Origin of the sequence: Streptomyces smyrnaeus, from assembly GCF_017676345.1 — a bacterium.
Taxonomy (GTDB): Bacteria; Actinomycetota; Actinomycetes; order Streptomycetales; family Streptomycetaceae; genus Streptomyces; species Streptomyces smyrnaeus.
Genome location: NZ_JAFFZM010000039.1, coordinates 15,424 through 36,637 on the forward strand (window position 1 = coordinate 15,424; position 21,214 = coordinate 36,637).

Here is a 21,214-nt window from a genome sequence, read left to right on the forward strand (position 1 = left end):
CCCGCCCCGGGCCCGGGGCGGGCGGGCAGGGGCCGACTCCCCGAAGGAGCGCCGCATGTTGGCAACGTACCGACGGGTGCTGGTGGTCGCGGCGGTCCCCGCGGAACGCGAGGCCGTCCTCGCCGCCACCGGCGACCGCGCCCCGCACCTCGACGTGATCGCCGGCGGCGTGGGGCCCGCGGCCGCCGCCGCGGCGACCGCCGCGGCCCTGCTGACCGCCGCCCACCGGTCGCGCCCCTACGACCTGGTGGTGGCGACCGGCATCGGCGGTGGTTTCGCCGCGAACGGCATCGAGGTCGGCGACACCGTCGTCGCGGACCGCATCGTCGCCGCCGATCTGGGCGCCGAGACACCGACCGGCTTCGTCTCCGTCGCCGAGCTGGGCTTCGGCACCGCCGAGCACGCCCCGCCGCCCCACCTGGTACGGGAAGCGGCCGAGACCACCGGCGCCCGCACCGGGCCGGTGCTGAGCGTCTCCACCACCACCGGCTCCCGGGAGCGTGCCGAGCAGCTGCTGGCGCACCATCCGGGCGCGGCGGTGGAGGCGATGGAGGGCTTCGGCGTCGCCCAGGCCGCGGCGGCGCACGCGGCGGCGCTCGGCGAGGGGCCGCCGGTCCTCGAACTGCGTACCGTCTCCAACACCGTCGGCCCGAGGGACCGGGCGGCCTGGCGCATCCCTCAGGCGCTGGCGGCCCTCACGGCCGCCTTCGGCAAGCTGGTCCCCCAGCACCACACAGAAGGACTCCCGTCATGGACACGAACGCCATAGCAGCGCCGCTGACCATCGCCTACTCGCCCTGCCCCAACGACACGTTCGTCTTCGACGCCTGGGCGCACGGACGGGTGCCCGGCGCGGCGGCGCCCGAGGTGACGTTCGCGGACATCGATGTCACCAACGGCATGGCCGAACGCGGGGAGCTGGATGTACTGAAGGTGTCGTACGCGGTGCTGCCGTGGGTGCTGGAGGAGTACGCGCTGCTGCCGTGCGGCGGGGCGCTGGGCCGGGGCTGCGGGCCGCTGGTGCTCATCCGGGAGGCGGGCGAGCCGGCGGCGCTGAGCGGCAAGCGGGTGGCGGTGCCGAGCGAGCGTTCGACCGCGTATCTGCTCTTCCGGCTGTGGGCCGCGACCGAGGTGCCCGGCGGGGTGGGCGAGATCGTGGTGCTGCCCTTCCACGAGATCATGCCCGCCGTACGGGACGGCGCGGTGGACGCGGGGCTCGTCATCCACGAGGCCCGGTTCACCTACCAGGAGTACGGGCTGCACAGCCTCGCCGACATGGGCGAGCACTGGGAGGCCACCACAGGGCTGCCGATCCCGCTGGGCGCGATCATCGCGAAGCGGTCGCTGGGAGCGGAGAGGCTGCGCGCGCTGGCCGACACCATCAGCACCTCGGTGCGGATGGCGTGGAAGGACCCGTCCGCCTCGAAGCCGTATGTGCTGGAGCACGCCCAGGAGATGGACCCGGCCGTGGCCGAGCAGCACATCGGCCTGTACGTCAACGAGTTCACCGAGGAGCTGGGCGCGGACGGCTATGCGGCCGTCCGCGGGTTGCTCACCCGTGCTGCTGACGAGGGGCTGGTGCCGCCCCTCGGGCCGGATGCGCTGGCCTTCCCATGAGCCTTGCCCTGGGCCACGGCGGGGTCCCGTCGTTGGTTGCCCGGGTCGTTGCCCGGGTGTCCGTGTCCGTTGGCCGAGCGCGCAGTTCCCCGCGCCCCTGACGGGGCGCGGGGCGCTCTTACACGTCCAGTTGGTCGGCGACGGCGCGGAGCATGCCCGCGATCTTGCGGCCGTGCTGCTTGTCGGGGTAGCGGCCCCGCTCCAGGGACTGGGAGACGCCGTCCAGCAGCGTCGTCAGGTCCTGCACGATGGAGGCCAGCTCGTCCGGCTTGCGGCGCTGCGCCGCCGCCACGGACGGGGCCGGGTCCAACAGCGTGACGGAGAGCGCCTGGTCACCACGCTGTCCGGCGACGACGCCGAACTCCACACGCTGGCCGGGCTTGAGCGCGTCCACTCCGTCCGGGAGCACCGACGAGTGTACGAAGACGTCACCGCCGTCGTCGCGGGAGAGAAAGCCGAAGCCCTTCTCGCTGTTGAACCACTTGACCTTGCCGGTAGGCACGTCTGTCCTCGTCCTCGTACTCGTCCGGATGCACCGGGCTACGGCTGCTGGAAACTGGCTGACTCTGCTGCGCCGGGGCGGCCAGGCCCCGAGACTCCCCGAACCCCGACCCCCGATCCCCCGCAATAGCAGTCGGGCGGGCCGCATGACCCGCCACCACCAAGGTTAATGGCCCGGGGCGCCGTGGCAAGGTGCCACCGGGAGCGGGTGCCCTCAGGTGGTTCCCGGCCGGACGGTCTCCGGGCGGCCCGAGTGCCCGCTGCCGGAGCACTCGATCCCGGATCTACCCTGTGTGGGTGAACACTGAAACTCCGTCCGCCGGTGATCTTCTCGTGCGTATCGGCGGGATCGTCTTTCTGATCGGCGCGGTGGCCACACTCGTCACGGTCGCGCCGCTGTTCCTGGGCACCGAGCCGTTCCCGGCCCCCGCGTACTTCGTCTGCATGCTGATGGGCCTCGGGTTCCTGCTGGCGGGCGCGGGTGTCCTGCGGACGGCACTCGCCCAGCGGCGGCGAGCCGCACGGGAAGCGTGAGCCTTCCCCCGTGCTGGGGAGGGGGTGCCCCTTGGCCGATCCCGCAGACTGCGGGCGCGTTGTGGCTTGTCGCGCAGTTCCCCGCGCCCCTGACGCGGCGCGTCCCTCCCCGCGCTCTTGGGAGGTCTGCGCCAGAGGCGCAGGGCCGGCAAGCGCAGCCCCCACGCCGGGCAAGCGCTAGCCGCGGGTGAGCCCGGCGAACCAGCCCGGGAAGGCCGTCAGATCCGGCAGCACCACATCGGCGCCCGCCTCGGCCAGCTCGCTCTCGTCGCAGGGGCCGGTGGCGACCGCCACGGAGCGGGCGCCGGCCATCCGCGCACCCCGCACATCGCCCACGTGGTCACCCACGTAGACGGCGGCGCCGTGCGCGGTCAGCGCCTCCGCCTTGCCCTCCGCCCACAGCTCGCCGACCAGCACGTCGGGGGCGAGCCCGAGGTGGTCCAGGTGCAGCTTGGCGCTCGGTCCGTGCTTGGCGGTGACCACCAGCGTGCGCCCTCCCGCCGCGCGTACCGCCTCCAGCGCCTCCCGGGCGCCCGGCAGCGCGGTCGTCGGTTCGATGGCGTGGTCCGGGTAGAGGGCGCGGTAGCGCTCGGCCATCGCGGGGATCTCCTCCTCGGGGAACCAGTACGCCATCTCCTGGACGAGCGGCGGGCCGAGCCGGGTCACGATCAGGTCCGCGTCGATGGCCACACCGGTCTCCGCCGCCAGCCGCCGCCAGGTGGCGTGGATACCGGGGCGGGAGTCGATCAGCGTCATGTCGAGGTCGAACCCGACCGTGGGGCCGGGCGGGCTTCCCCCGACTCCGTCCGGGTGCGGGTGCCTCCGGCCGGAGGCTGGGGGAGTACCCCCGGACGCCGATGCCGAGGCGGGGGACGGAGCGTGCGAAACCATGCCGATCATTGTGCCTTGCCCTACGCCTTACACTGTGGTCTGCCTCAATACTTAGGTCTGCCTAACTTGCCTACCTGACCTGGCCCACCTGGTCCGGTCGCCGGTGTCGGCCGACCACACCGATCCGTGAGGAAGGGACCGATGCCTGCCGCCCCCGCACCCCGCTCCACGCCCGCCGGGGCCTCGGCCGCAGCACCGGCCGAGGCCGCGGCCGGCAGCGGCAGCCCTTCCGCGCCGGGGCGCTCCCGCCGGACCGTCGCGCTCTGGGGGAGACTCGGCTGGCTGCTGGCGGGCGCTGCCGCACTGGCGCTGGCGGCGCTGCTGAGTCTCGCCCTGGGCAGTCGCCCCATCCCGCCCTCCGCGGTGTGGGACGCGCTGCTGCACGGTGGCCACAGCAACGCCGCCGAAGTCGTCCGCACCCTCCGGGTGCCCCGCACCGTGGTCGGCGTCATGGTCGGCGCCGCGCTCGGCCTCGCGGGCACCGTCCTGCAGGGCCTCACCCGCAACCCCATCGCCGAGCCCGGCATCCTGGGCATCAGCCAGGGCGCCGCGGCCGGCGTCGTGGGGGCCATCGCCTTCGCCGGAGTGCACACGCTGAGCGGCTATGTGTGGTTCGGCTTCGTGGGCGCCGGGATCGCGGCGCTCGCCGTCTACGCGGTCGCCGCCAAGGGACGCGGCGGAGCGACTCCCGTGAAGCTGGCGCTGTCCGGCGCGGCCGTCAACGCCCTGCTCGTCGCCCTCGTCTCCGGCGTCCTGACCACCCGTGCCGCCGCGCTGGACGAGTTCCGGTTCTGGCAGGTCGGTTCGCTCTCGGACCGGGACGCGACCATCGCCGGGCAGGTGTGGCCGTTCCTGGTGGTGGGCGCGCTGCTGGTGCTCTCGGTCGCGCGCGGACTGGACGCGCTCGCACTGGGCGAGGACATGGCGCGCGGACTCGGCCAGCGGGTCGCCACCGTACGGATCGTCGGCGGGCTCGGTGCCACCGTGCTGACGGGCGCCGGGGTCGCGGCGGCCGGACCGATCGCCTTCGTCGGGCTCGCCGTTCCCCACATGGCACGCGCCCTGGTGGGGGCGGGTCACCGCTGGCTGCTGCCCATGGCGGCCCTGCTGGGCCCCGTCGTCCTGCTGGTGTCCGACGTGGCGGGACGGCTGGTGATGCGGCCCGGCGAGGTCCCGGCGGGTGTGATGACCGCGCTGGTCGGGGCGCCGTTCCTGGTGATCCTGGTGCGCCGCAGGGCGGTCGCCGCATGAGCGCCGCCACGTGCCGCACAGCCCGTACGACGACTGCCGCGCCGTCCACAGGGGTGTGGATATGACCGCCCTTTCCCCCCGCACCGACCCGCCCGGCAGTCCGGTGCCGCCCGCCCGCCCGGCCGGATACGGCCTCGTACGGGCCCGCGGCACCTCGTGGCTGGTGCACCGGCGGGCCGGCGTCGTCGCGGGCGCCCTCGCCGTCGCGCTCTTCGCCGCCGTCGTCGCCAACCTCACCCTCGGGGAGACCACCGTCCCGGTGACCGAGGTCGTCAAGGTGCTGTTCGGCCGGCCGTCCCCCGACGAACTGGTCGTCGGCACCCTGCGCATGCCGCGCCTGGCCGTAGGGCTGCTGGCGGGGGCGGCCTTCGGCGTCGCGGGCGCGCTCATCCAGACCGTGGCCCGCAACCCGCTCGCCAGTCCGGAGATCATCGGCGTCACGCACGGGGCCTCCGCGCTGACCGTCGGCGCGATGACGTTCGGCATCACCTCCTACGCGACGCTTCCCTACCTCTCCACCGCCGGTGGCCTGGCCGCCGCCGCACTCGTCTATGTGTTCGCCTGGCGCGGCCCGGGCTCGCCCGGCTCCCGGCCGGGAGCCGGGCCCACCCGCTTCATCCTCATCGGCATCGGCATCTCGGTGGCGCTGCGCTCGCTCACCCAGCTGTTCCTCACCAAGGGCGACTACCTGGTGGCGCAGCAGGCGAAGGTGTGGATGACCGGCTCGCTCAACGGACGCGGCTGGGACCAGGCCACGCCGCTGTGCGTGGCGCTGCTGCTCATGCTGCCGTGCGTGGTGTGGTCGGCGCGCGCCATGCGCACCGTGACACTGGACGACGACACGGCGACGGGGCTGGGCGTACGGCTGGCCCGCAACCGGCTGGTGCTCGTGGTCACCGGCGTCGTCCTGGCCTCCGTGGCGACGGGCGCGGCCGGGCCCATCGACTTCGTGGCGCTGCTGGCGCCGCAGATCGCCCGCCGGCTGACCCGTACGGCGCAGATTCCGCTGCTGTCCTCCGCGCTGCTGGGCGCCTTCGTGGTCACCCTCGGGGACCTGCTGGCCCGCAAGTTGTTCGCGCCGACGGAGCTGCCGGTCGGGGTGCTGACGGCGGCCGTGGGTGCGCCGTATCTGATCTGGCTGCTCGTCCGTACCAGCGGCGGCCGTACCCGCGGCAGCCGTACCCGCCTCGGTGTCCGGACGAACCGGACGAAGAAGAACAGCACGCAAGAGCCGACCACTCACAGGCCGAAGGGGGCCGCGCAATGAGCACTTCCGCCACTGGCCGGCTGGCGGCGCGCGGGCTGACGCTCGCCTACGAGGACCGCACCGTCGTCGCCGAACTGGACCTGGAGGTACCCGACGGCGAAGTCACCGTCGTCGTCGGGCCGAACGCGTGCGGCAAGTCGACGACGCTGCGCGCACTCGGCCGACTGCTGCGCCCACGCGCCGGAGCGGTGCTGCTGGACGGCGAGGATCTGGCGCACATCCCGACGCGCACCATCGCGCAGTCCCTCGGGCTGCTGCCGCAGTCCCCGGTGGCGCCCGAGGCGATCACCGTCTCGGACCTCGTCGCACGCGGACGGCAGCCGCACCAGCGCTGGTGGCAGCAGTGGTCGCAGGAGGACGAGCGAGCCGTCACCGAGGCGATGGAACGCACGGACGTCACGGCCCTGTCGGAGCGTCCGGTGGACGAGCTGTCGGGCGGCCAGCGCCAGCGGGTGTGGCTCGCGATGGCGCTCGCGCAGCAGACGGATCTGCTGCTGCTGGACGAGCCGACGACATACCTGGACATCGCGCACCAGGTGGAGGTGCTGGACCTGGTGCGGCAGTTGGCCGCGCCCACGGCCGAGGGCACACGTGGCCGCACTGTCGTGATGGTGCTGCACGACCTCAACCAGGCGGCGCGGTACGCGGACCACCTCGTCGCCATGAAGGACGGCCGCGTCGTCGCCCGGGGCCGGCCCGATCAGATCGTCGACGCGGCGCTCGTCAGGGAGGTGTTCGGGCTGGAGGCCGTCGTCGTGCCCTGCCCCGTCACCGGCGACCCGCTCGTCGTCCCCGGCGCCCCGTGGCAGCCGCAGTCGCCGCCGCAGACCTCCTCGCAGCCGCAGACCCCCGCACAGCAGCGAGCCGACCCCACGAGCCCCGCGCAAGGCACGTTCGAACCCTCGACAAGAAAGTAGGAGGACCCTCTCGTGAAGGTCACCTCGACCGCGGTGGGCACGGCACTCGCCGTCGCTTCCGCTCTCACGCTCACCGGCTGCGGTTCCGACTCGGATGCGGACAAGGACGCCAAGGGCGGTACACACACCGTGCAGACCGCCAACGGGCCGGTGAAGGTGCCCGACGACCCCGAGCGCGTCGTCGTCCTGGACACCGCCGAGCTGGACTCCGCGATCACACTGGGCGTCAAGCCGGTCGGCGCCACGACGGCGCAGCCCGGCAAACCCTTCCTCGACTATCTGCCCGAGGACAAGGTGAAGGGCGTCAAGAACGTCGGCGTCATCGCCCAGCCCAACATGGAGAAGATCGTCTCCCTCAAGCCGGACCTGATCCTCACCAACAAGGAGCGCGACGCCAGCCGTTACGACGAGCTGTCCAAGATCGCGCCGACCGTGATGACGAAGACGACCGGATACCCCTGGAAGGAGAACTTCCAGGTGCACGCGGCGGCGCTCGGCAAGAAGGCCGAGGCGAAGAAGGTGCTGGCCGACTACGCGGCCCACACCAAGAAGGTCACCAAGGCGCTCGGCGGCCGGAAGAAGGCCGCCGGTATCGAGGCCGGCGTCATCCGCTTCCAGGAGGGCGCCGACACCCGCATCTACGGCGAGAAGGCGTACATCGCCACCATCCTCAAGGACGTCGGCCTCTCCCGCCCGCCGGTCGCGGCGCAGGCCAAGGACTACGGCGGCCTCGCCATGGACGTCAGCCCCGAGCAGGTCGACAAGGGCGACGCCGACGTCGTCTTCTACACCTCCTACGGCGACCCGAAGAAGTCGGGCGAGGCCAAGTCCGTCAAGAGCCCGCTGTGGAAGAACATGCGCGCCGTCAAGGCGGACCGCGCCTTCCATGTGAAGGACGAGCTGTGGATCCAGGGCATCGGCTACACGGCGGCCGACAAGATCCTCGACGAGCTGGAGGCGGACCTCACCAAGTAGGGCCGCCCCGCCGTCCCCAGGGGGCCCGGTCCCGCAACGGCCCCCTGGGGACGGCTCACGACGCCGGGGACTTGCTGGCGGTGGTGACCTGGCAGGAGTAGACCAACCGCTGGTTGGTGGAGTGCGAGACGTCCACCGTGACCGAACGGGAGCCGCCGGGGCTGACCGTCACCGTCTTGAAGCGGCTGCCGATGGTCCGGGTCGCGATCGAGGAGCTGGGCGAGGAACCGATCTTGAACGAGACGGTGAAGTTGTAGCGGAACGCCTGGTCGTTGGAGGAGTTCTGGATCTCCACGTCGTAGCTGATCCGGCCCAGCGAGCGGCTGTAGCGGCAGCGCTCGCCGTCGACCTCGCCGATCGCGCTCGGGTTGTACGTGGGCGGCGAGGAGGGGGTCGGCACACCGCTGCTGCCGCCGCTGGACAGACCGCCCGAGCTGGTACCGCCGTTGGAGCTGCCGCCGGAGCTGAGCCCGGGCACGTCGGTGGACCCCGGTGACGGGACCGAGGGCGCCGAGGGCAGGTCACCGACGTCCCCCAGGCCGCCGAACGCCTTGTCCTTCGGATCGTCGGCGCAGCCCGAGAGGCCGGCCGTGGTGGCAAGGACGAGACCCGCGGCCCCGATGGCGCGACGTATACGCATGTGATCCCCCGTTGTGCGTGAGCGCTTCTACTGGAAAGCTTGTAAAGCTTGTACTGGAATGCCGTGCCGATGTCACCACAGTTGCCGGGTCATGACAGATTCGAAGCACTGAACCGGCAGAGTAACCGATACGGAACGTCCGCGGTCCAGGCACCCGCGACCTCTTCCACACCTGCGCCCCTTGGGTATTTTGGGCGCTCAGATCTCGGCAGATGCTTCACATACGGGGGAACGATGAGCCAGCCTTGGCCGCCACAGCAGCAGCCCATGCAGCCGATGCAGCCCGCACCGCCCATGCAGCCGATGCAGCCCATGCAGCCCGGCTATCCGTACGGGCCCGGCCTTCCGCCGCAGCGCCAGGGCAGCGCGGTGAAGGCGTTCCTGTTCGCGTGGCTCATCTCGGGCGTCGCCGCGTCGGTGTTCGCCGGACTGCTCGTCGCCAGCTACGAGGACCTGTCGAAGGTCGGACTGCGCATCATGTACGTGGTGTTCGCGCTCGTACTCGCCGTGGCCGTGGGCGCCATGGCGGGCAAGGTGGGCGGGCCCAACCCCGGCGCGTACGTCGTCCCCAGCCTGTTCGTGATGGCCGCCGTCTTCTTCGGCGTCACCAACGGCTTCGTGTTCGTCCTGCTCGACGCCGGCGGCAGCGACGTCTTCGAAGCGATGATCGAGGACGACCCGGGGGCTCCCGCCGAGTTCTGGTGGAAGGGGCTCAAGGGCGGCATCGCGCTTCTCGGTCTCGCCATCGGTGGTGGCGGCACCTTCGGGATGGCCAGCATCGTCGGCAAGCGCCGCTGAGGGGGGCTCGGCCCTCCTCGGCGAGGGCTCAGCCCTCGGCCGACCGTCTGGCGCGCCAGACGAGATAGAGGGCGCTGGCGACGGCGGCCAGCCGCAGGACGACCGGGAAAGCGTCGCTCATCGCCTCGCGCAGGGCCTCGCTGCCCTCGGCGAGCGGGGCGCCCCACCGGCCGTCCGCCCGGCCCCAGAGCCAGACCGCCGTACCGGCGACCACCACGCCCGGCATCCCCGCAGCCGCCCACTTGCCCTCGTTCCGGCTCAGCTTCGGCGACCACCAGGCCGCCAGCCAGCCCAGCGCCAGCGGGATGAGCGAGCCGATGACGGCGCCCGCCACCAGCAGCAGCACCGCGGCCCACTCGACCACGCCGCCCCGCCCGCTGCCTCCCCCGCCGTTGCCGCGCAGCTTGCGCCCCAGCAGCAGCGCCGCGCCGAGACCGGGCGTGGTCCCCCCGGCCGCGGGGGCCGCCGGAGCAGACGGAGCCGAAGGGGCCTGCCCGGGTGGCTGCGGCGCGGCGGGGGCGGCGGGGGCTGTGCCAGGTGCGGCGGGGGCCTCGGGACGGTCGTCGGCGGGCGGCGGCTTGAGGACTTCCGGCAGCTCGATGCCGCCGACGAAGCCCGGCAGCGGCTCCCCGGCCGCCACGGCGTTGCTGCCGCCGGGGCCGGTGCCGAACGGGCCGGGATCCACGCGCCACCAGTCCGGGTCGGAATCCGCGTCCCCCAACTCGTCGAGACTCGCCAGATGCGGCGAGGAGGCGCCGAAGGCGGCGGTCGGCGTCCCGTTCCCGGTGCGCTGGGCGGGCAGGGTCGGAACCGAAGGCTCCGCCTCGGAGCGTCGCGAGCCTCGGGTGTCCCGCTCAGCGGCGGTGCTGTCCGCCGCCGGGGCCTGGTCGGAGGGCACCGGCGCGGCGGAACGCGGACTGTGCCCACCGTTGGCGGAGGCCACCACGTCCTCGGGCCGGCCGAGCCGGTCCAGGATCTTGCGCACGGCCGCCTTGGTGACCGCACCGCCCTCCGCTGCCCGTGCCCGGTCGATCTCGCCGCGCAGGCCACCGACGAGCCGGGCCCGTTCGGCCGCGCTCATCCGCGTACTGTGCGCCAGGTCCCCGACCCGGCTCAGATAGTCGAAGACAAGCTGATCGCTCTCGATCCCCACCAAGTCCCCGCAGCCCGCTAGCCCTTCATGCCCTCCGCGAAGACCGTACCGCGCCGACCCGCCCGAGAGGGAGTAACGGCCGACAGACGGCTCCCGAAGGAGCGCGGCCCTCATGGGAGCAGGTGGCGCGGCCGGGGACCGCTACCGTTGGGAGGATGAGCAGTGAGCAGAACGGGGGCTCTCCCTCTCAGCCGGACGCACCGCCGGACGCGCCGGCGTCCGGGCCCCGCACGCTCGCGGAGGACCTCCGCGCCCGGGACGACAGCGCGCTGGCCGCGCTGCTGCGCGCCCGCCCCGATCTCCTCTCCCCCGTGCCGGGCGACCTCACCCAGCTCGCCACCCGCGCCGGTACCCGCGCCTCGGTGGTACGGGCCCTGGAACAGCTCGACCAGTTCACACTGCAGACGGCGGAGGCACTGGCGGTGACACCCGCCGCCCCGCCCCCGTCCGGGGGCGGACGTCCCCGGCAGGGCACCACGGCCGTCCGGGAGGCCCTCGCGGAACTGCTCCCCGGCGAGGAGGCCGCCGAGCGGCTGCCGCAGGCGCTCGCCGAGCTGCGCGCACGAGCCCTCGTCTGGGGCCCGGCGCAGCACCCGCGGCTCTTGCGTACGGCGCGGGAACTGCTCACCTCGCCCTCTCCCACCGGGCTGGGCCCCGCCCTGGTGGAGGTGGTGGCGGCGGCCGGGCCCGCCAAACCCTCGCCCTCCCGGCTGCAGGAGATGCTGGCCCGCGTCGGCCTGCCCGGCACCCATGACCCGGTCAGCGCGCTGTCCGCGCTGACCGCGCTGTTCAACGACTCCGAGAGGATGGCGGCACTGCTCGCCGAGGCGCCGGAGGGTGCCGAGGCCGTGCTGCGGAAGCTGGAGTGGGGGCCGCCCTACGGCGCCGTCGACCTGGAGGCGCCCTCGCCACCGGTCGCCTGGCTGCTGGACCGTGCCCTGCTGGTGCCCACCGGCGCCGAGCCGGGCGGCGGGCAGAGCGCGCCCGGCAGTGTCGTACTGCCCCGGGAGGTGGCTTTGCAGCTGCGCGGCGGCCGGGCGCACCGCGTGCTGGAGCCGACCGCACCGCCCGTCGCCGTGGCGCGCACGTACCAGGCCCCCACGGTGGACGCGACGGCGGCCGGGCAGGCGATGACGGCGGTGGCGACCGTGGAGGAACTGCTGGGGCGCTGGGAGGCGGAGCCTCCGCCGGTGCTGCGGGCGGGCGGACTGGGCGTACGCGACCTCAAGCGGACCGCCGCCGCCCTCGACCTGCCCGAGCCCGCCGCCGCCTTCTGGATCGAACTCGCCTACGCGGCGGGCCTGGTGGCCTCCGACGGCGAGGTCGACGAGGCGTACGCGCCGACCCCCGCGTACGACGAGTGGCTGCGCGCCACCCCCGCCGAACGGTGGGCGACGCTCGTCGTGGCCTGGTACCGGGCGACCCGCACGGCCGGACTGGTGGGCGAAGGGCATCCCGCCCTGGAGCGGGGCCGGGAGTGGGGCAAGGACGCACGGGGGCGCGGGCCGGCCCCGCTGGGGCCCGGTCTCGACCGGAGCCCGGCCCCCGAGGTGCGGCAGCGCGCACTGCGGCTGCTCGCCGAGCTGGCGCCCGGCTCCGCGCCCGACCGCGACACGCTGCGCGAACGGCTGCGCTGGGAGCGCCCGTTGCTCGGCAACCGGGCGGCGGCACGCGCCACCGAGCAGGGCGCGGCCGACGGGGGCCAGGAGTTGCGGACCCGGCTGCTGAACTGGGCGCTGGACGAGGCGGAGACGCTGGGAGTCACGGGCAGGGGCGCCCTCGCATCCTATGTGCGCCCCCTCGTGGACGCGGAGGCCGAAGAGCCCCACGGCCCCCGCGCCTCCCAGGAGACCGACACCACCCGCGCCGCCGTCGCCCAGGCCCTCGCCCCGCACCTTCCCGAACCCCTCTCCGAGGTGCTGCTCCAGGCGGACCTCACCGCCGTCGCCCCCGGGCCGCTGGAGCGCGACCTGGCCGCCTTCCTGGGGGTACTGGCCGACGTGGAGTCCAAGGGCGGCGCGACCGTCTACCGCTTCACGCCCGAGTCCGTACGCCGCGCCCTGGACACCGGCCGCACCGCAGCCGACCTGCACGCCTTCCTCGACGCGCACTCCAGCACACCGGTGCCGCAGCCGCTGACGTATCTGATCGACGATGTGGCACGCAGGCACGGACAGCTGCGGGTGGGTGCCGCCTCCTCGTACGTACGCTGCGACGACGACGCCCTGCTCGCCGAGATCCTCGCCGACCGCCGCTCGGCGCCGCTGCGGCTGCGCAAGCTGGCCCCCACGGTCCTGGCCTCCCCCGCCCCGCCGGACCAGTTGCTGGCCCGGCTGCGGGAGATGGGGTACGCGCCGGCGGCCGAGTCCGCCGAGGGCGATGTGCTGCTGGCACGCGCCGCCGCGCACCGCACCCCGCCGCGTACGGCACCGGAACCGGTGCCCGAGGGCCCGCCCGCGCCGGACAGCGCGCTGCTGACCGCCGCCGTCCGCGCCATCCGCGCCGGCGACCACGCCGCCACTCTCCCGCTCTCGGCCGGGCCCGACCGGCAGGCGCCCTGGGCCGACAGGCGCAAGGCGCCGTCGGCTCCGCCGCCGGAGGGAGGACTCCCGCGCACCGTGATGGCCGAGACCCTCGCCACGATGCAGTCCGCCACCCTCTCCGGCACCGCGGTGTGGATCGGGTACGTCAACGCCGACGGCGCCGCCTCCCAGCGGGTGATCGCCCCGGTCAAGGTCGAGGGCGGTTTCGTCACCGGCTACGACCACACCGCCGACGAGGTCCGCACCTACCCGCTGCACCGGATCACGGGCGCGGCCGAGGTGACGGAGGCGTGACCGGGGCAGCAGCAGGGTCCCGTGGGCGGCGGGCCAGGCCGGGGACACCGAAAGGGCTGTGGGGTTTCACGGCCGGCGCGGCGGCATTCGCCGTCTTCGGCGCCGTCCTGCTCGTGGAAGCGGCACTGTTCGCCGGCCGCGCCGAGCGGGCCGAGGCGACCGTGGCCGGGATAGGTGAGAAGAAGACCTGCGTGCGCAACGCGGGCAAGAGCAGCAGCGAGAAGTACACCTGCTACCCGGTCGACTACCGCTTCACCACCCGAGCGGGCCGCACTGTCGAGTTCACCGAGCGGCGCAGCGAGGACAAGCTGCCCGACGTCGGCGACCGTGCCCCCGTCCGCTACGACCCCGCCCGCCCGGCCGCCGACATCCGCTTCGAGACCAGCTTCCTCAGCCGCTACGGCTACCCGGCCGCCGCCTTGGCCGCTGGTCTCGCCGGGGCCTGCACGGGCATCGTCCTGCTGCGCCGCTACCGGAAGGCGGAAACCACGCGGCCGTCCGCCCCCTCCTGACAGCGAGCACGGCGTTCACCACGTCGAACGGCTCGCCCGCCGGGCCCTCCGGTGCGGCACACTGGACGTTCGGTCCCCTGAACCCGAACGTCGAAAGGGTGACGCGTGAACGGTGGCCCCCTGATCGTGCAGAGCGACAAGACGCTGCTGCTCGAAGTCGATCATGAGCTCGCAGAGGCGTGCCGGAGGGCCATCGCGCCGTTCGCGGAGCTGGAGCGGGCTCCGGAGCACATGCACACCTACCGGGTGACACCGCTGGGGCTGTGGAACGCGCGGGCCGCCGGGCACGACGCGGAGCAGGTGGTGGACGCGCTGGTGGAGTACGCGCGGTATCCGGTGCCGCACGCGCTGCTCGTGGACATCGCCGAGACGATGGCGCGTTACGGACGGCTCGCGCTCAGCAAGCACCCCACACACGGGCTGGTGCTGGAGAGCAGCGACCGGCCGGTGCTGGAGGAGGTCCTGCGGTCGAAGAAGATCCAGCCGCTGGTGGGCGAGCGGATCGACCCGGACACCGTGGTCGTGCACCCCTCCGAGCGCGGCCAGATCAAGCAGGCGCTGCTGAAGCTGGGCTGGCCGGCCGAGGACCTGGCCGGGTACGTGGACGGCGAGGCGCACCGCATCGCGCTGGAGGAGGACGGATGGGCGCTGCGGCCTTACCAGCAGCAGGCCGTCGAGGGCTTCTGGCACGGCGGCTCCGGTGTCGTCGTCCTGCCGTGCGGCGCCGGTAAGACGCTGGTGGGCGCCGGTTCGATGGCCAAGGCGCAGGCGACCACGCTGATCCTGGTCACCAACACCGTCTCGGCCCGCCAGTGGAAGCACGAGCTGGTGCGCCGCACCTCGCTGACCGAGGAGGAGATCGGCGAGTACAGCGGGACGAAGAAGGAGATCCGCCCCGTCACCATCGCCACCTACCAGGTGATCACCACGAAGCGGAAGGGCGTCTACCCGCATCTGGAGCTGTTCGACTCCCGCGACTGGGGCCTGATCGTCTACGACGAGGTGCATCTGCTGCCCGCACCGGTCTTCAAGTTCACCGCCGACCTCCAGGCCCGCCGCCGGCTCGGGCTGACGGCGACGCTGGTGCGCGAGGACGGGCGGGAGTCCGACGTGTTCTCGCTCATCGGCCCCAAGCGGTTCGACGCGCCCTGGAAGGAGATCGAGAACCAGGGCTACATCGCGCCGGCGGACTGCGTCGAGGTCCGCGTCAGCCTCACCGACTCCGAGCGGCTGGCCTATGCGACGGCCGAACCGGAGGAGAAGTACCGCTTCTGTGCCACCACCGACAGCAAACGGCGCGTGACCGAGGCGCTGGTGCGCCGGCACGCGGGTGAGCAGACGCTGGTCATCGGCCAGTACATCGACCAGCTCGACGAGCTGGGCGAGCACATCGGCGCCCCGGTGATCAAGGGCGACACCAGCAACGCGCAGCGCGAGAAGCTCTTCGACGCCTTCCGCGCGGGCGAGCTGAGCTGTCTGGTCGTCTCCAAGGTGGCCAACTTCTCCATCGACCTGCCCGAGGCGACGGTGGCGATACAGGTGTCGGGAACCTTCGGTTCCCGGCAGGAGGAGGCCCAGCGGCTGGGCCGGGTGCTGCGGCCCAAGGCCGACGGCCATGAGGCCCGGTTCTACTCCGTCGTCGCCCGCGACACGATCGACCAGGACTTCGCGGCCCACCGTCAGCGGTTCCTCGCCGAGCAGGGGTACGCGTACCGGATCGTGGACTCGGTCGATCTGCTGGGGGAGCCCGACGAGGTGTAGTGCGCCCCGTCAGGGGCGCGGGGAACCGCGCGAGCAACCTGGGGGCACCTCCCGGCCGGAGGCTGGGGGAGGACCCGCGGACCGCAATCGGCGGTAAGGGGCACCCCCTCAGCGGCCCTCCTGCGACCACGTCTTCGGTGGCTTCATGGCGACGCGGCCGTCCGGGGTGATCGTCGCCGTCTCACCCGTCCGCAGCCAGCCCTCGTGCAGCGGCGCTTCATCCTCGACGTACGAGGCCGTGATCCACGGGCCGCGCAGCAGCAGCTCGCCCTGGGACTGGCCGTCCCAGGGCAGCGGCCTCAGATCGGGGCCCGTGACGCCGTACTCGACCGAGGCGGGGAAACGGTAGTGGCCGGACTCCGGACGGGCCACACACGCCGGGGAGAGCGTCTCCGGCGCTCCCCAGGCCGCCGCCGTGCTGATGCCGTGCCGCCAGCCCAGCTCCTGCGCCAGCAGCGGGCCGCCGGGCTCCTCACCGGGACCGCCCACCACGACGGCCTCCCGCAGCGAGGAGAGGTCTCTGGGATGGGCCGCCAGCTCCTCCAGCACGCCGTCCCACACGGCCGGGTCGGCGACGGCGAGGGTGGGGCGCTCCCGTTCGGCCATCTCGGCGAGCGGCGCCGGCTGGTCGTAGGTGCCGGGCAGCAGCAGCGAGGCACCGCCGGCGAACGCGGCGTACGGCAGCCCCCAGGCGAGCATCCGGGACATCGGGACGACGGGCAGCACCAGGTCTTCCTCGCCGATGCCGTAGGCCTGCGGGGTCTGCGCCTGGAGTGCGTGCAGATAGAGCGCCCGGTGGCTGTAGGCGACGCCGCGCGGGGCCGTGCCGTCGGCGGAGGCGGCGTGGCAGAGCACCGCCGCGTCGCGCTCGTCGATCTCGGGCCAGTCGTAGCTCTTGCGGCGGTCGGTGATCAGTTCCTCGTAGTCGTGCACCTCGGCGCCGTAGGCGGTGCCGCCGCTGACGACGGCGGCGGACTCGCTGCCGCCCGCGACGATCACATGCCGCAGATGGCCGAGGCGGGGCAGTACGGAGGCGAGGGGCGCGAGCCCGGTCGGGTCGGTGATCAGCACCTGCGCCCCGCCGCGCACCGCCGCCGCGACGAGCTGGTCGGCCGGGAGCCACGGGTCGAGCGTGTGCAGGACGGCGCCCATGGAGGGGACGGCCAGATACGCCTCCAGGTGGTCGGCGGTGTTGGCCATGAGCGTGGCGACGGTGTCCCCGGCCGCCACCCCGAAGTCGTCGTGGAGCGCGCCGGCGAGCTGGACGGCACGGGCGCCCGTGTCGAAGAACGTGCGGCGGTCGGGTTCCGCCCCGCCCGCCGTTCCCGCCCAGGTGGTCACCTGGGAGGTCCCGTGCGTGAACGCCCCGTGCACCAGGAGCCGGGTCACGGTCAGCGGGATGTCCTGCATTGTGCTTCGCACACCGGCCTCCTCGGGCCTCTTCACACTCTGGTCGGCGGCCGTCCCGACGCCTGTCGGCGGAATGCCGGTCGGCGGGAAGCCTGACGGCGGGTGCCTGTGGGCGGGACCGGCCGGGTGGGTAGCCGGATTGTCGACCTGGTCGTCCCTGTTGATTCTTGCCCCGGAGGCGCGCGGTGTCAGCGGGACGTGGCGGTGCGACACGGGCGCGTATGCCGTCGGCGGGACGGCGGCGCGGGGGCGTGCGGGACGCGGGTTCGCGGCGTGCGCGGGCCCGGGGGGCGCGGCGCCGCTGCCAGTCACCCGTGCCGCCTCCTCGTCCCGGGAGGACGGACCGTCCCGGATCGCCGTTGATTGCCGCCGGGCGTCGACCTTAATCGAGTCACCGCCCGTACATCGAACGCGCACCGTTCGGAACCGGTTGCCGGAGGACCGGGGCCGGACCCGGCCCGGGAAGCGGGGCCGGTCCTGGAAGGCGCCCGGCGACCCTCCTCCAAGCCCCTGCCGCCAGGCCGTGCGGCCCGGGAAAACCGCTCGCCCGCCCCACGGGAGGGGGCTACAATCCCCGACTTGCCCCCTCGCCGCCCATCCCCGGCGCGAGGCGCCCGCCGCACGGAAACCGGCCGGGCCGTTCGTAGACCTGTACGTAGATCTGCGTAGACCTGTCGAGCTGTACACCCGCGCCCGCGTGCTGCGCACCGGCGTCCGCATGTCCGCCCGCTCCGGATGCCGCATGCCTGGATGCCGTGCGCGGGCCGTACGGCGTGCAGGTGCCCGTAGCGCCCTTCCGGAGGAAGCCTGGTGACCACCCGCTCCGCACCCGAACCGACCGATCAGCCCTCCCCCAGCGACGACCCCCTCGCGCGCGAGCGGTCCCATCTGGCTGCCTCGCGCGCCGCGCTGCGGGCCATGCGGGCCGACGCCGAAGCCCTCGACATCCGCGACGTGACCGCGAACTGGGTCAACGCCGAGGTGCTCGCCTCCGGTATCGAGGCCCGTATCGCCTCGCTCGCCGATCTCGCACACGCACCGCTGTTCTTCGGCCGCCTCGACTACGAAACACTCGGCGACGAGGACGGCGACGGCGGGAAGGGGGACGGAGGCGGGGACGGGCACTCGTTCTACATCGGCCGGCGGCACGTCCACGACGCGGACGGCGACCCCATGGTCATCGACTGGCGCGCCCCGGTCTCGCAACCGTTCTACCAGGCCTCCCCCAAGGACCCGCAGGGAGTGACGCTGCGGCGCCGCTTCGGATACACGGGCGGCGAACTGACCGCCTACGAGGACGAGCGGCTGACCGCAGACGGAACCGACTCCGCCGACGGCGGTGCGGGGGCACCGCCGAACCGGCCCCGCACCAGCGCACTGCTCCAGGCCGAGATCGAGCGACCGCGCGTCGGCCCCATGCGGGACATCGTGGCGACCATCCAGCCCGAGCAGGACGAGATCGTCCGCGCCGGGATCGACGGCACCGTGTGTGTGCAGGGCGCGCCCGGGACGGGCAAGACAGCGGTCGGCCTGCACCGGGTGGCCTACCTGCTGTACGCGCACCGGGAGCGGCTGACCCGGACGGGCGCCCTGGTCATCGGCCCCAACGACTCCTTCCTGCGCTACATCGAGCAAGTGCTGCCCGCGCTGGGCGAGGTGGCGGTGCGGCAGACGACCGTCGAGGGGCTGGTGGCACGGCCCGACGTACCCGTACGGGCGGTGGATGCGGCGGAGGCCGCCCGGATCAAGGGCGACGCCCGGATGGCGCAGGTGCTGCGCCGCGCGGTGCGCTCGGGGGTGCGCCCGCTGCCGGACGAGCCGTGTGTGGTGGTGCGCGGCTCCCGGCGCTGGCGCGTCCCCGCGTACGAGATCGAAGAGCTGGTGCGGGAGTTGCTGGCGCGCGACATGCGGTACGGAGCCGCACGTGCGGCGCTGCCGCAGCGGATCGCCCATGCCGTGCTGGTGCGGATGGAACAGGCCGGAGAGGCGCCCGACGACCGGGTGCAGGAGGCCGTGGCCCGCAGCGCCGCGGTGAAGGCAGTGGTGCGCCAGGTGTGGCCTGCCGTCGACCCGGCGAAGCTGGTGCTGCGGCTGCTGTCCGACGCGGAGTTCCTGGCCGAGCAGGCCGAGGGGGTGCTCAGCCCCCAGGAACAGCGGACGATCCTGTGGGAGAAGGCGCCGCGCGGGGTCAAGAGCGCCAAATGGTCGGCCGCCGACGCGGTGCTGGTGGACGAGGCCGCCGACCTGGTGGAGCGCACCGGCTCCCTCGGGCACGTGGTGCTGGACGAGGCGCAGGACCTGTCCGCCATGCAGTACCGGGCGGTGGGGCGGCGCTGTTCGACGGGCTCCGCGACGGTGCTGGGCGACCTGGCGCAGGGCACCACACCGTGGGCCACCGAGAGCTGGGACGCCGCCCTGGAGCACCTGGGGAAACCGGGCGCCGTGGTGGAGGAGCTGACGGAGGGGTTCCGGGTACCGCGGGAGGTGATCGCCTACGCGTCGCGGCTGTTGCCCGCCATCGCACCGGGACTGCGGCCGGCGACCTCCGTACGGGAGTCGCCGGGGGACTTCGCCGTACGGCGGGTTCCGGCCCCCGCCGCAGCGGTCTCGCCGGCCGCCGAAGCGCCCGGCCCGACCGGTGAAGCGCTCGATCGGATGGTGGTCGACGCATGCCGGGAGGCCCTGGAGCGGGAGGGATCGGTGGGGCTGATCGCCGCCGACTCGCGGATCGGCGCGCTGCGGGCGGCGCTGGAGGCCGCGGGGCTCGACTGTCTGTCGCCCGGCGAGGAGACCAGCGCCGACGCGCGGCTGACGCTCGTACCGGCCACGCTGGCGAAGGGTCTGGAGTACGACCACGTGGTGCTGGACGAGCCCGCCGCGATCGTGGCCGGAGAGCCGGACGAGCGGACGGGGCTGCGACGGCTGTACGTCTCACTGACCCGGGCGGTCTCCGGACTCGTCGTCGTGCACGCCGAGCCCCTTCCGGGGGCGCTGTCGGCGGACGGGTTGACGGAGCAACGGGGCGGTCGGTGCGAGGCCGTAACGTAGCCGTAACGTAGATGTTTGTCCCTTCACATCCGAGCACGTCCGAGCACGTCCAGGAGTCGCGCCGTGCACCATCTTTCTTACGGAGATGTCAAGACCGCCGCCGATCGGGTTGCCGACGGCGTTCGTCCTGTCGCGGTTGCGCGCGCGGACGTCGGTGCCACTCCGGAGTACGAGCTGTTCTTCGCACTGGAGTTCATGCAGCACACCGGGAGCTTCAAGGTGCGGGGCGCGCTCAATTTCCTCCTCGCGCACCGGGAGCGCGGAGAACTCCCCGACGCGGGTGTCACCATCGCCTCCGGCGGCAACGCGGGGCTCGCCTGCGCGTGGGCCGCACGCGATCTGGGCGTGCCCGCCACCGTCTTCCTGCCGGAGACCGCACCACAGACGAAGGTCGACCGGCTGCACTCGTACGGGGCCGAGGTGCGACTGGTCGGTACGGAGTACGCGGAGGCCGCTACGGCGTGCGAGGCGTTCGCCGCCGACACCGGGGCGTTGGCCTCGCACGCGTACGACCACCCGCTCATCGCGGCCGGGGCCGGGACGTTGGTGGAGGAGATCCGGTCACAGGTGCCGCTGGTCGACACCGTGGTGGTGTCGGTGGGGGGCGGCGGACTGTTCGCGGGAGTCGCCGCAGCCGCACAGCACCACGGGATCCGGGTGGTGGCCGTCGAGCCGGAGCGCTGCCGCGCGCTGAACGCGGCGCTGGAGGCCGGGCGCGTGGTCGACGTACCGGTCGACTCCGTGGCCGCCGACGCGTTGGGCGCCCGGCGGGCCTCCCCGATGGCCCTGGCGGCGGCGGGCAACCGGAACGTGCGGTCGGTGCTGGTGAAGGACGAGGCCGTGGTCTCGGCGCGGCGGGAGCTGTGGGAGCGCTACCGGCTCGCCGTGGAGAACGCGGCGGCCACCGCGGTCGCCGCCGTCGAGCCGGCACCGGGCACCGGCGACAGCGCGGCTCGCCGGGAGAGTGCCCCCTATGTGCCCTCCGCCGGTGAGCGGGTGGTCGTGGTGTTGTGCGGCGCCAACGCGGACCCGGCCGAACTCGGATCCTGACGGCCGCCCCCATGGTGCCCACCGCCCGGGCGGCCTCCGCCGGAAGCGCCAC

General features: G+C 73.6%; 18 protein-coding genes. 13 read left to right on the forward strand and 5 right to left on the reverse strand.

Annotated features, from left to right (window positions below; all coding sequences use genetic code 11):
• Window positions 1-55: 55 nt before the first annotated feature.
• On the forward strand, window positions 56-769 hold the full coding sequence (locus JW613_RS34380) for a futalosine hydrolase (protein ID WP_209215048.1): 714 nt from the start codon (window positions 56-58) through the stop codon (window positions 767-769).
• The gene (locus JW613_RS34385; protein WP_209215050.1) at window positions 751-1,617 is read left to right on the forward strand and encodes a 1,4-dihydroxy-6-naphtoate synthase; all 867 of its coding nucleotides are present in this window, start codon (window positions 751-753) and stop codon (window positions 1,615-1,617) included. Before JW613_RS34380 ends, JW613_RS34385 begins: the two co-directional genes overlap by 19 nt.
• A 118-nt stretch (window positions 1,618-1,735) precedes the next feature.
• On the opposite strand, the gene JW613_RS36515 is transcribed toward JW613_RS34385, so the two are convergent.
• Window positions 1,736-2,119: a cold-shock protein gene (locus JW613_RS36515; protein WP_099882193.1), complete on the reverse strand. Its 384-nt coding sequence runs from the start codon at window positions 2,117-2,119 to the stop codon at window positions 1,736-1,738.
• 290 nt (window positions 2,120-2,409) lie between these two features.
• Between JW613_RS36515 and JW613_RS34395 the strand changes: the two genes are divergently transcribed.
• Entirely contained in the window at window positions 2,410-2,652 is a 243-nt protein-coding gene (locus JW613_RS34395; protein ID WP_372448044.1) for a hypothetical protein, read from the forward strand.
• A 177-nt stretch (window positions 2,653-2,829) separates the two neighbouring features.
• Here JW613_RS34395 and JW613_RS34400 read toward each other — a convergent pair whose 3' ends face one another.
• Window positions 2,830-3,552 (reverse strand): HAD family hydrolase, encoded by a 723-nt coding sequence (locus JW613_RS34400; RefSeq protein ID WP_280635266.1) that lies wholly within the window; start codon window positions 3,550-3,552, stop codon window positions 2,830-2,832.
• Window positions 3,553-3,684: 132 nt separating this feature from the next.
• Between JW613_RS34400 and JW613_RS34405 the strand changes: the two genes are divergently transcribed.
• The 4 genes from JW613_RS34405 to JW613_RS34420 all read left to right on the forward strand — a co-directional run bounded on the left by JW613_RS34405 (window position 3,685) and on the right by JW613_RS34420 (window position 7,953).
• Window positions 3,685-4,794: a FecCD family ABC transporter permease gene (locus tag JW613_RS34405; protein WP_209215056.1), complete on the forward strand. Its 1,110-nt coding sequence runs from the start codon at window positions 3,685-3,687 to the stop codon at window positions 4,792-4,794.
• A 61-nt stretch (window positions 4,795-4,855) separates the two neighbouring features.
• Window positions 4,856-6,061 carry a FecCD family ABC transporter permease gene (locus tag JW613_RS34410; protein WP_209215058.1) on the forward strand — a complete coding sequence of 402 codons (1,206 nt, stop codon included), beginning with the start codon at window positions 4,856-4,858 and terminating at the stop codon, window positions 6,059-6,061.
• The gene (locus JW613_RS34415; protein WP_209215060.1) at window positions 6,058-6,978 is read left to right on the forward strand and encodes an ABC transporter ATP-binding protein; all 921 of its coding nucleotides are present in this window, start codon (window positions 6,058-6,060) and stop codon (window positions 6,976-6,978) included. The genes JW613_RS34410 and JW613_RS34415 overlap by 4 nt, the downstream gene beginning before the upstream one ends.
• Window positions 6,979-6,990: 12 nt before the next feature.
• The gene (locus JW613_RS34420; RefSeq protein ID WP_209215062.1) at window positions 6,991-7,953 is read left to right on the forward strand and encodes an ABC transporter substrate-binding protein; all 963 of its coding nucleotides are present in this window, start codon (window positions 6,991-6,993) and stop codon (window positions 7,951-7,953) included.
• Window positions 7,954-8,008: 55 nt separating this feature from the next.
• On the opposite strand, the gene JW613_RS34425 is transcribed toward JW613_RS34420, so the two are convergent.
• Window positions 8,009-8,593 carry a hypothetical protein gene (locus JW613_RS34425; RefSeq protein WP_099882205.1) on the reverse strand — a complete coding sequence of 195 codons (585 nt, stop codon included), beginning with the start codon at window positions 8,591-8,593 and terminating at the stop codon, window positions 8,009-8,011.
• A 234-nt stretch (window positions 8,594-8,827) separates the two neighbouring features.
• Here JW613_RS34425 and JW613_RS34430 point away from each other — a divergent pair, with 234 nt between their 5' ends.
• Window positions 8,828-9,391 (forward strand): hypothetical protein, encoded by a 564-nt coding sequence (locus JW613_RS34430; protein WP_209215064.1) that lies wholly within the window; start codon window positions 8,828-8,830, stop codon window positions 9,389-9,391.
• 28 nt (window positions 9,392-9,419) lie between these two features.
• Here the strand turns inward: JW613_RS34430 and JW613_RS34435 are convergent, their stop codons facing one another.
• A complete protein-coding gene (locus JW613_RS34435) occupies window positions 9,420-10,544 on the reverse strand; it encodes a hypothetical protein (protein ID WP_209215066.1) in 1,125 nt (374 codons plus the stop codon).
• A 155-nt stretch (window positions 10,545-10,699) separates the two neighbouring features.
• Here JW613_RS34435 and JW613_RS34440 point away from each other — a divergent pair, with 155 nt between their 5' ends.
• The 3 genes from JW613_RS34440 (at window position 10,700) to JW613_RS34450 (ending at window position 15,654) form a co-directional block, all read left to right on the forward strand.
• Window positions 10,700-13,381 carry a helicase-associated domain-containing protein gene (locus tag JW613_RS34440; protein WP_209215068.1) on the forward strand — a complete coding sequence of 894 codons (2,682 nt, stop codon included), beginning with the start codon at window positions 10,700-10,702 and terminating at the stop codon, window positions 13,379-13,381.
• Window positions 13,378-13,893, forward strand: a complete 516-nt coding sequence (locus tag JW613_RS34445; RefSeq protein WP_209215070.1) for a DUF3592 domain-containing protein — start codon at window positions 13,378-13,380, stop codon at window positions 13,891-13,893. Before JW613_RS34440 ends, JW613_RS34445 begins: the two co-directional genes overlap by 4 nt.
• A 105-nt stretch (window positions 13,894-13,998) precedes the next feature.
• The gene (locus JW613_RS34450; RefSeq protein WP_209215072.1) at window positions 13,999-15,654 is read left to right on the forward strand and encodes a DNA repair helicase XPB; all 1,656 of its coding nucleotides are present in this window, start codon (window positions 13,999-14,001) and stop codon (window positions 15,652-15,654) included.
• Between the two features lie 108 nt (window positions 15,655-15,762).
• On the opposite strand, the gene JW613_RS34455 is transcribed toward JW613_RS34450, so the two are convergent.
• Window positions 15,763-17,076, reverse strand: a complete 1,314-nt coding sequence (locus JW613_RS34455; protein ID WP_307866150.1) for an AMP-binding protein — start codon at window positions 17,074-17,076, stop codon at window positions 15,763-15,765.
• 798 nt (window positions 17,077-17,874) lie between these two features.
• On the opposite strand from JW613_RS34455, the gene JW613_RS34460 reads away from it, so the two are divergent.
• The gene (locus JW613_RS34460) at window positions 17,875-20,112 is read left to right on the forward strand and encodes a HelD family protein (RefSeq protein ID WP_209215074.1); all 2,238 of its coding nucleotides are present in this window, start codon (window positions 17,875-17,877) and stop codon (window positions 20,110-20,112) included.
• A gap of 63 nt (window positions 20,113-20,175) precedes the next feature.
• Complete coding sequence (locus tag JW613_RS34465; RefSeq protein WP_209215076.1) at window positions 20,176-21,162, forward strand: serine/threonine dehydratase; 987 nt, start codon at window positions 20,176-20,178, stop codon at window positions 21,160-21,162.
• Window positions 21,163-21,214: the final 52 nt, after the last annotated feature.

Coding starts and splice junctions, on each gene's coding strand:
- JW613_RS34380 (WP_209215048.1), top strand. CDS start 56: ATGTTGGCAACGTACCGACGGGTGCTGGTGGTCGCGGCGGTCCCCGCG.
- JW613_RS34385 (WP_209215050.1), top strand. CDS start 751: ATGGACACGAACGCCATAGCAGCGCCGCTGACCATCGCCTACTCGCCC.
- JW613_RS34400 (WP_280635266.1), bottom strand. CDS start 3,552: ATGATCGGCATGGTTTCGCACGCTCCGTCCCCCGCCTCGGCATCGGCG.
- JW613_RS34405 (WP_209215056.1), top strand. CDS start 3,685: ATGCCTGCCGCCCCCGCACCCCGCTCCACGCCCGCCGGGGCCTCGGCC.
- JW613_RS34410 (WP_209215058.1), top strand. CDS start 4,856: ATGACCGCCCTTTCCCCCCGCACCGACCCGCCCGGCAGTCCGGTGCCG.
- JW613_RS34415 (WP_209215060.1), top strand. CDS start 6,058: ATGAGCACTTCCGCCACTGGCCGGCTGGCGGCGCGCGGGCTGACGCTC.
- JW613_RS34425 (WP_099882205.1), bottom strand. CDS start 8,593: ATGCGTATACGTCGCGCCATCGGGGCCGCGGGTCTCGTCCTTGCCACC.
- JW613_RS34430 (WP_209215064.1), top strand. CDS start 8,828: ATGAGCCAGCCTTGGCCGCCACAGCAGCAGCCCATGCAGCCGATGCAG.
- JW613_RS34440 (WP_209215068.1), top strand. CDS start 10,700: ATGAGCAGTGAGCAGAACGGGGGCTCTCCCTCTCAGCCGGACGCACCG.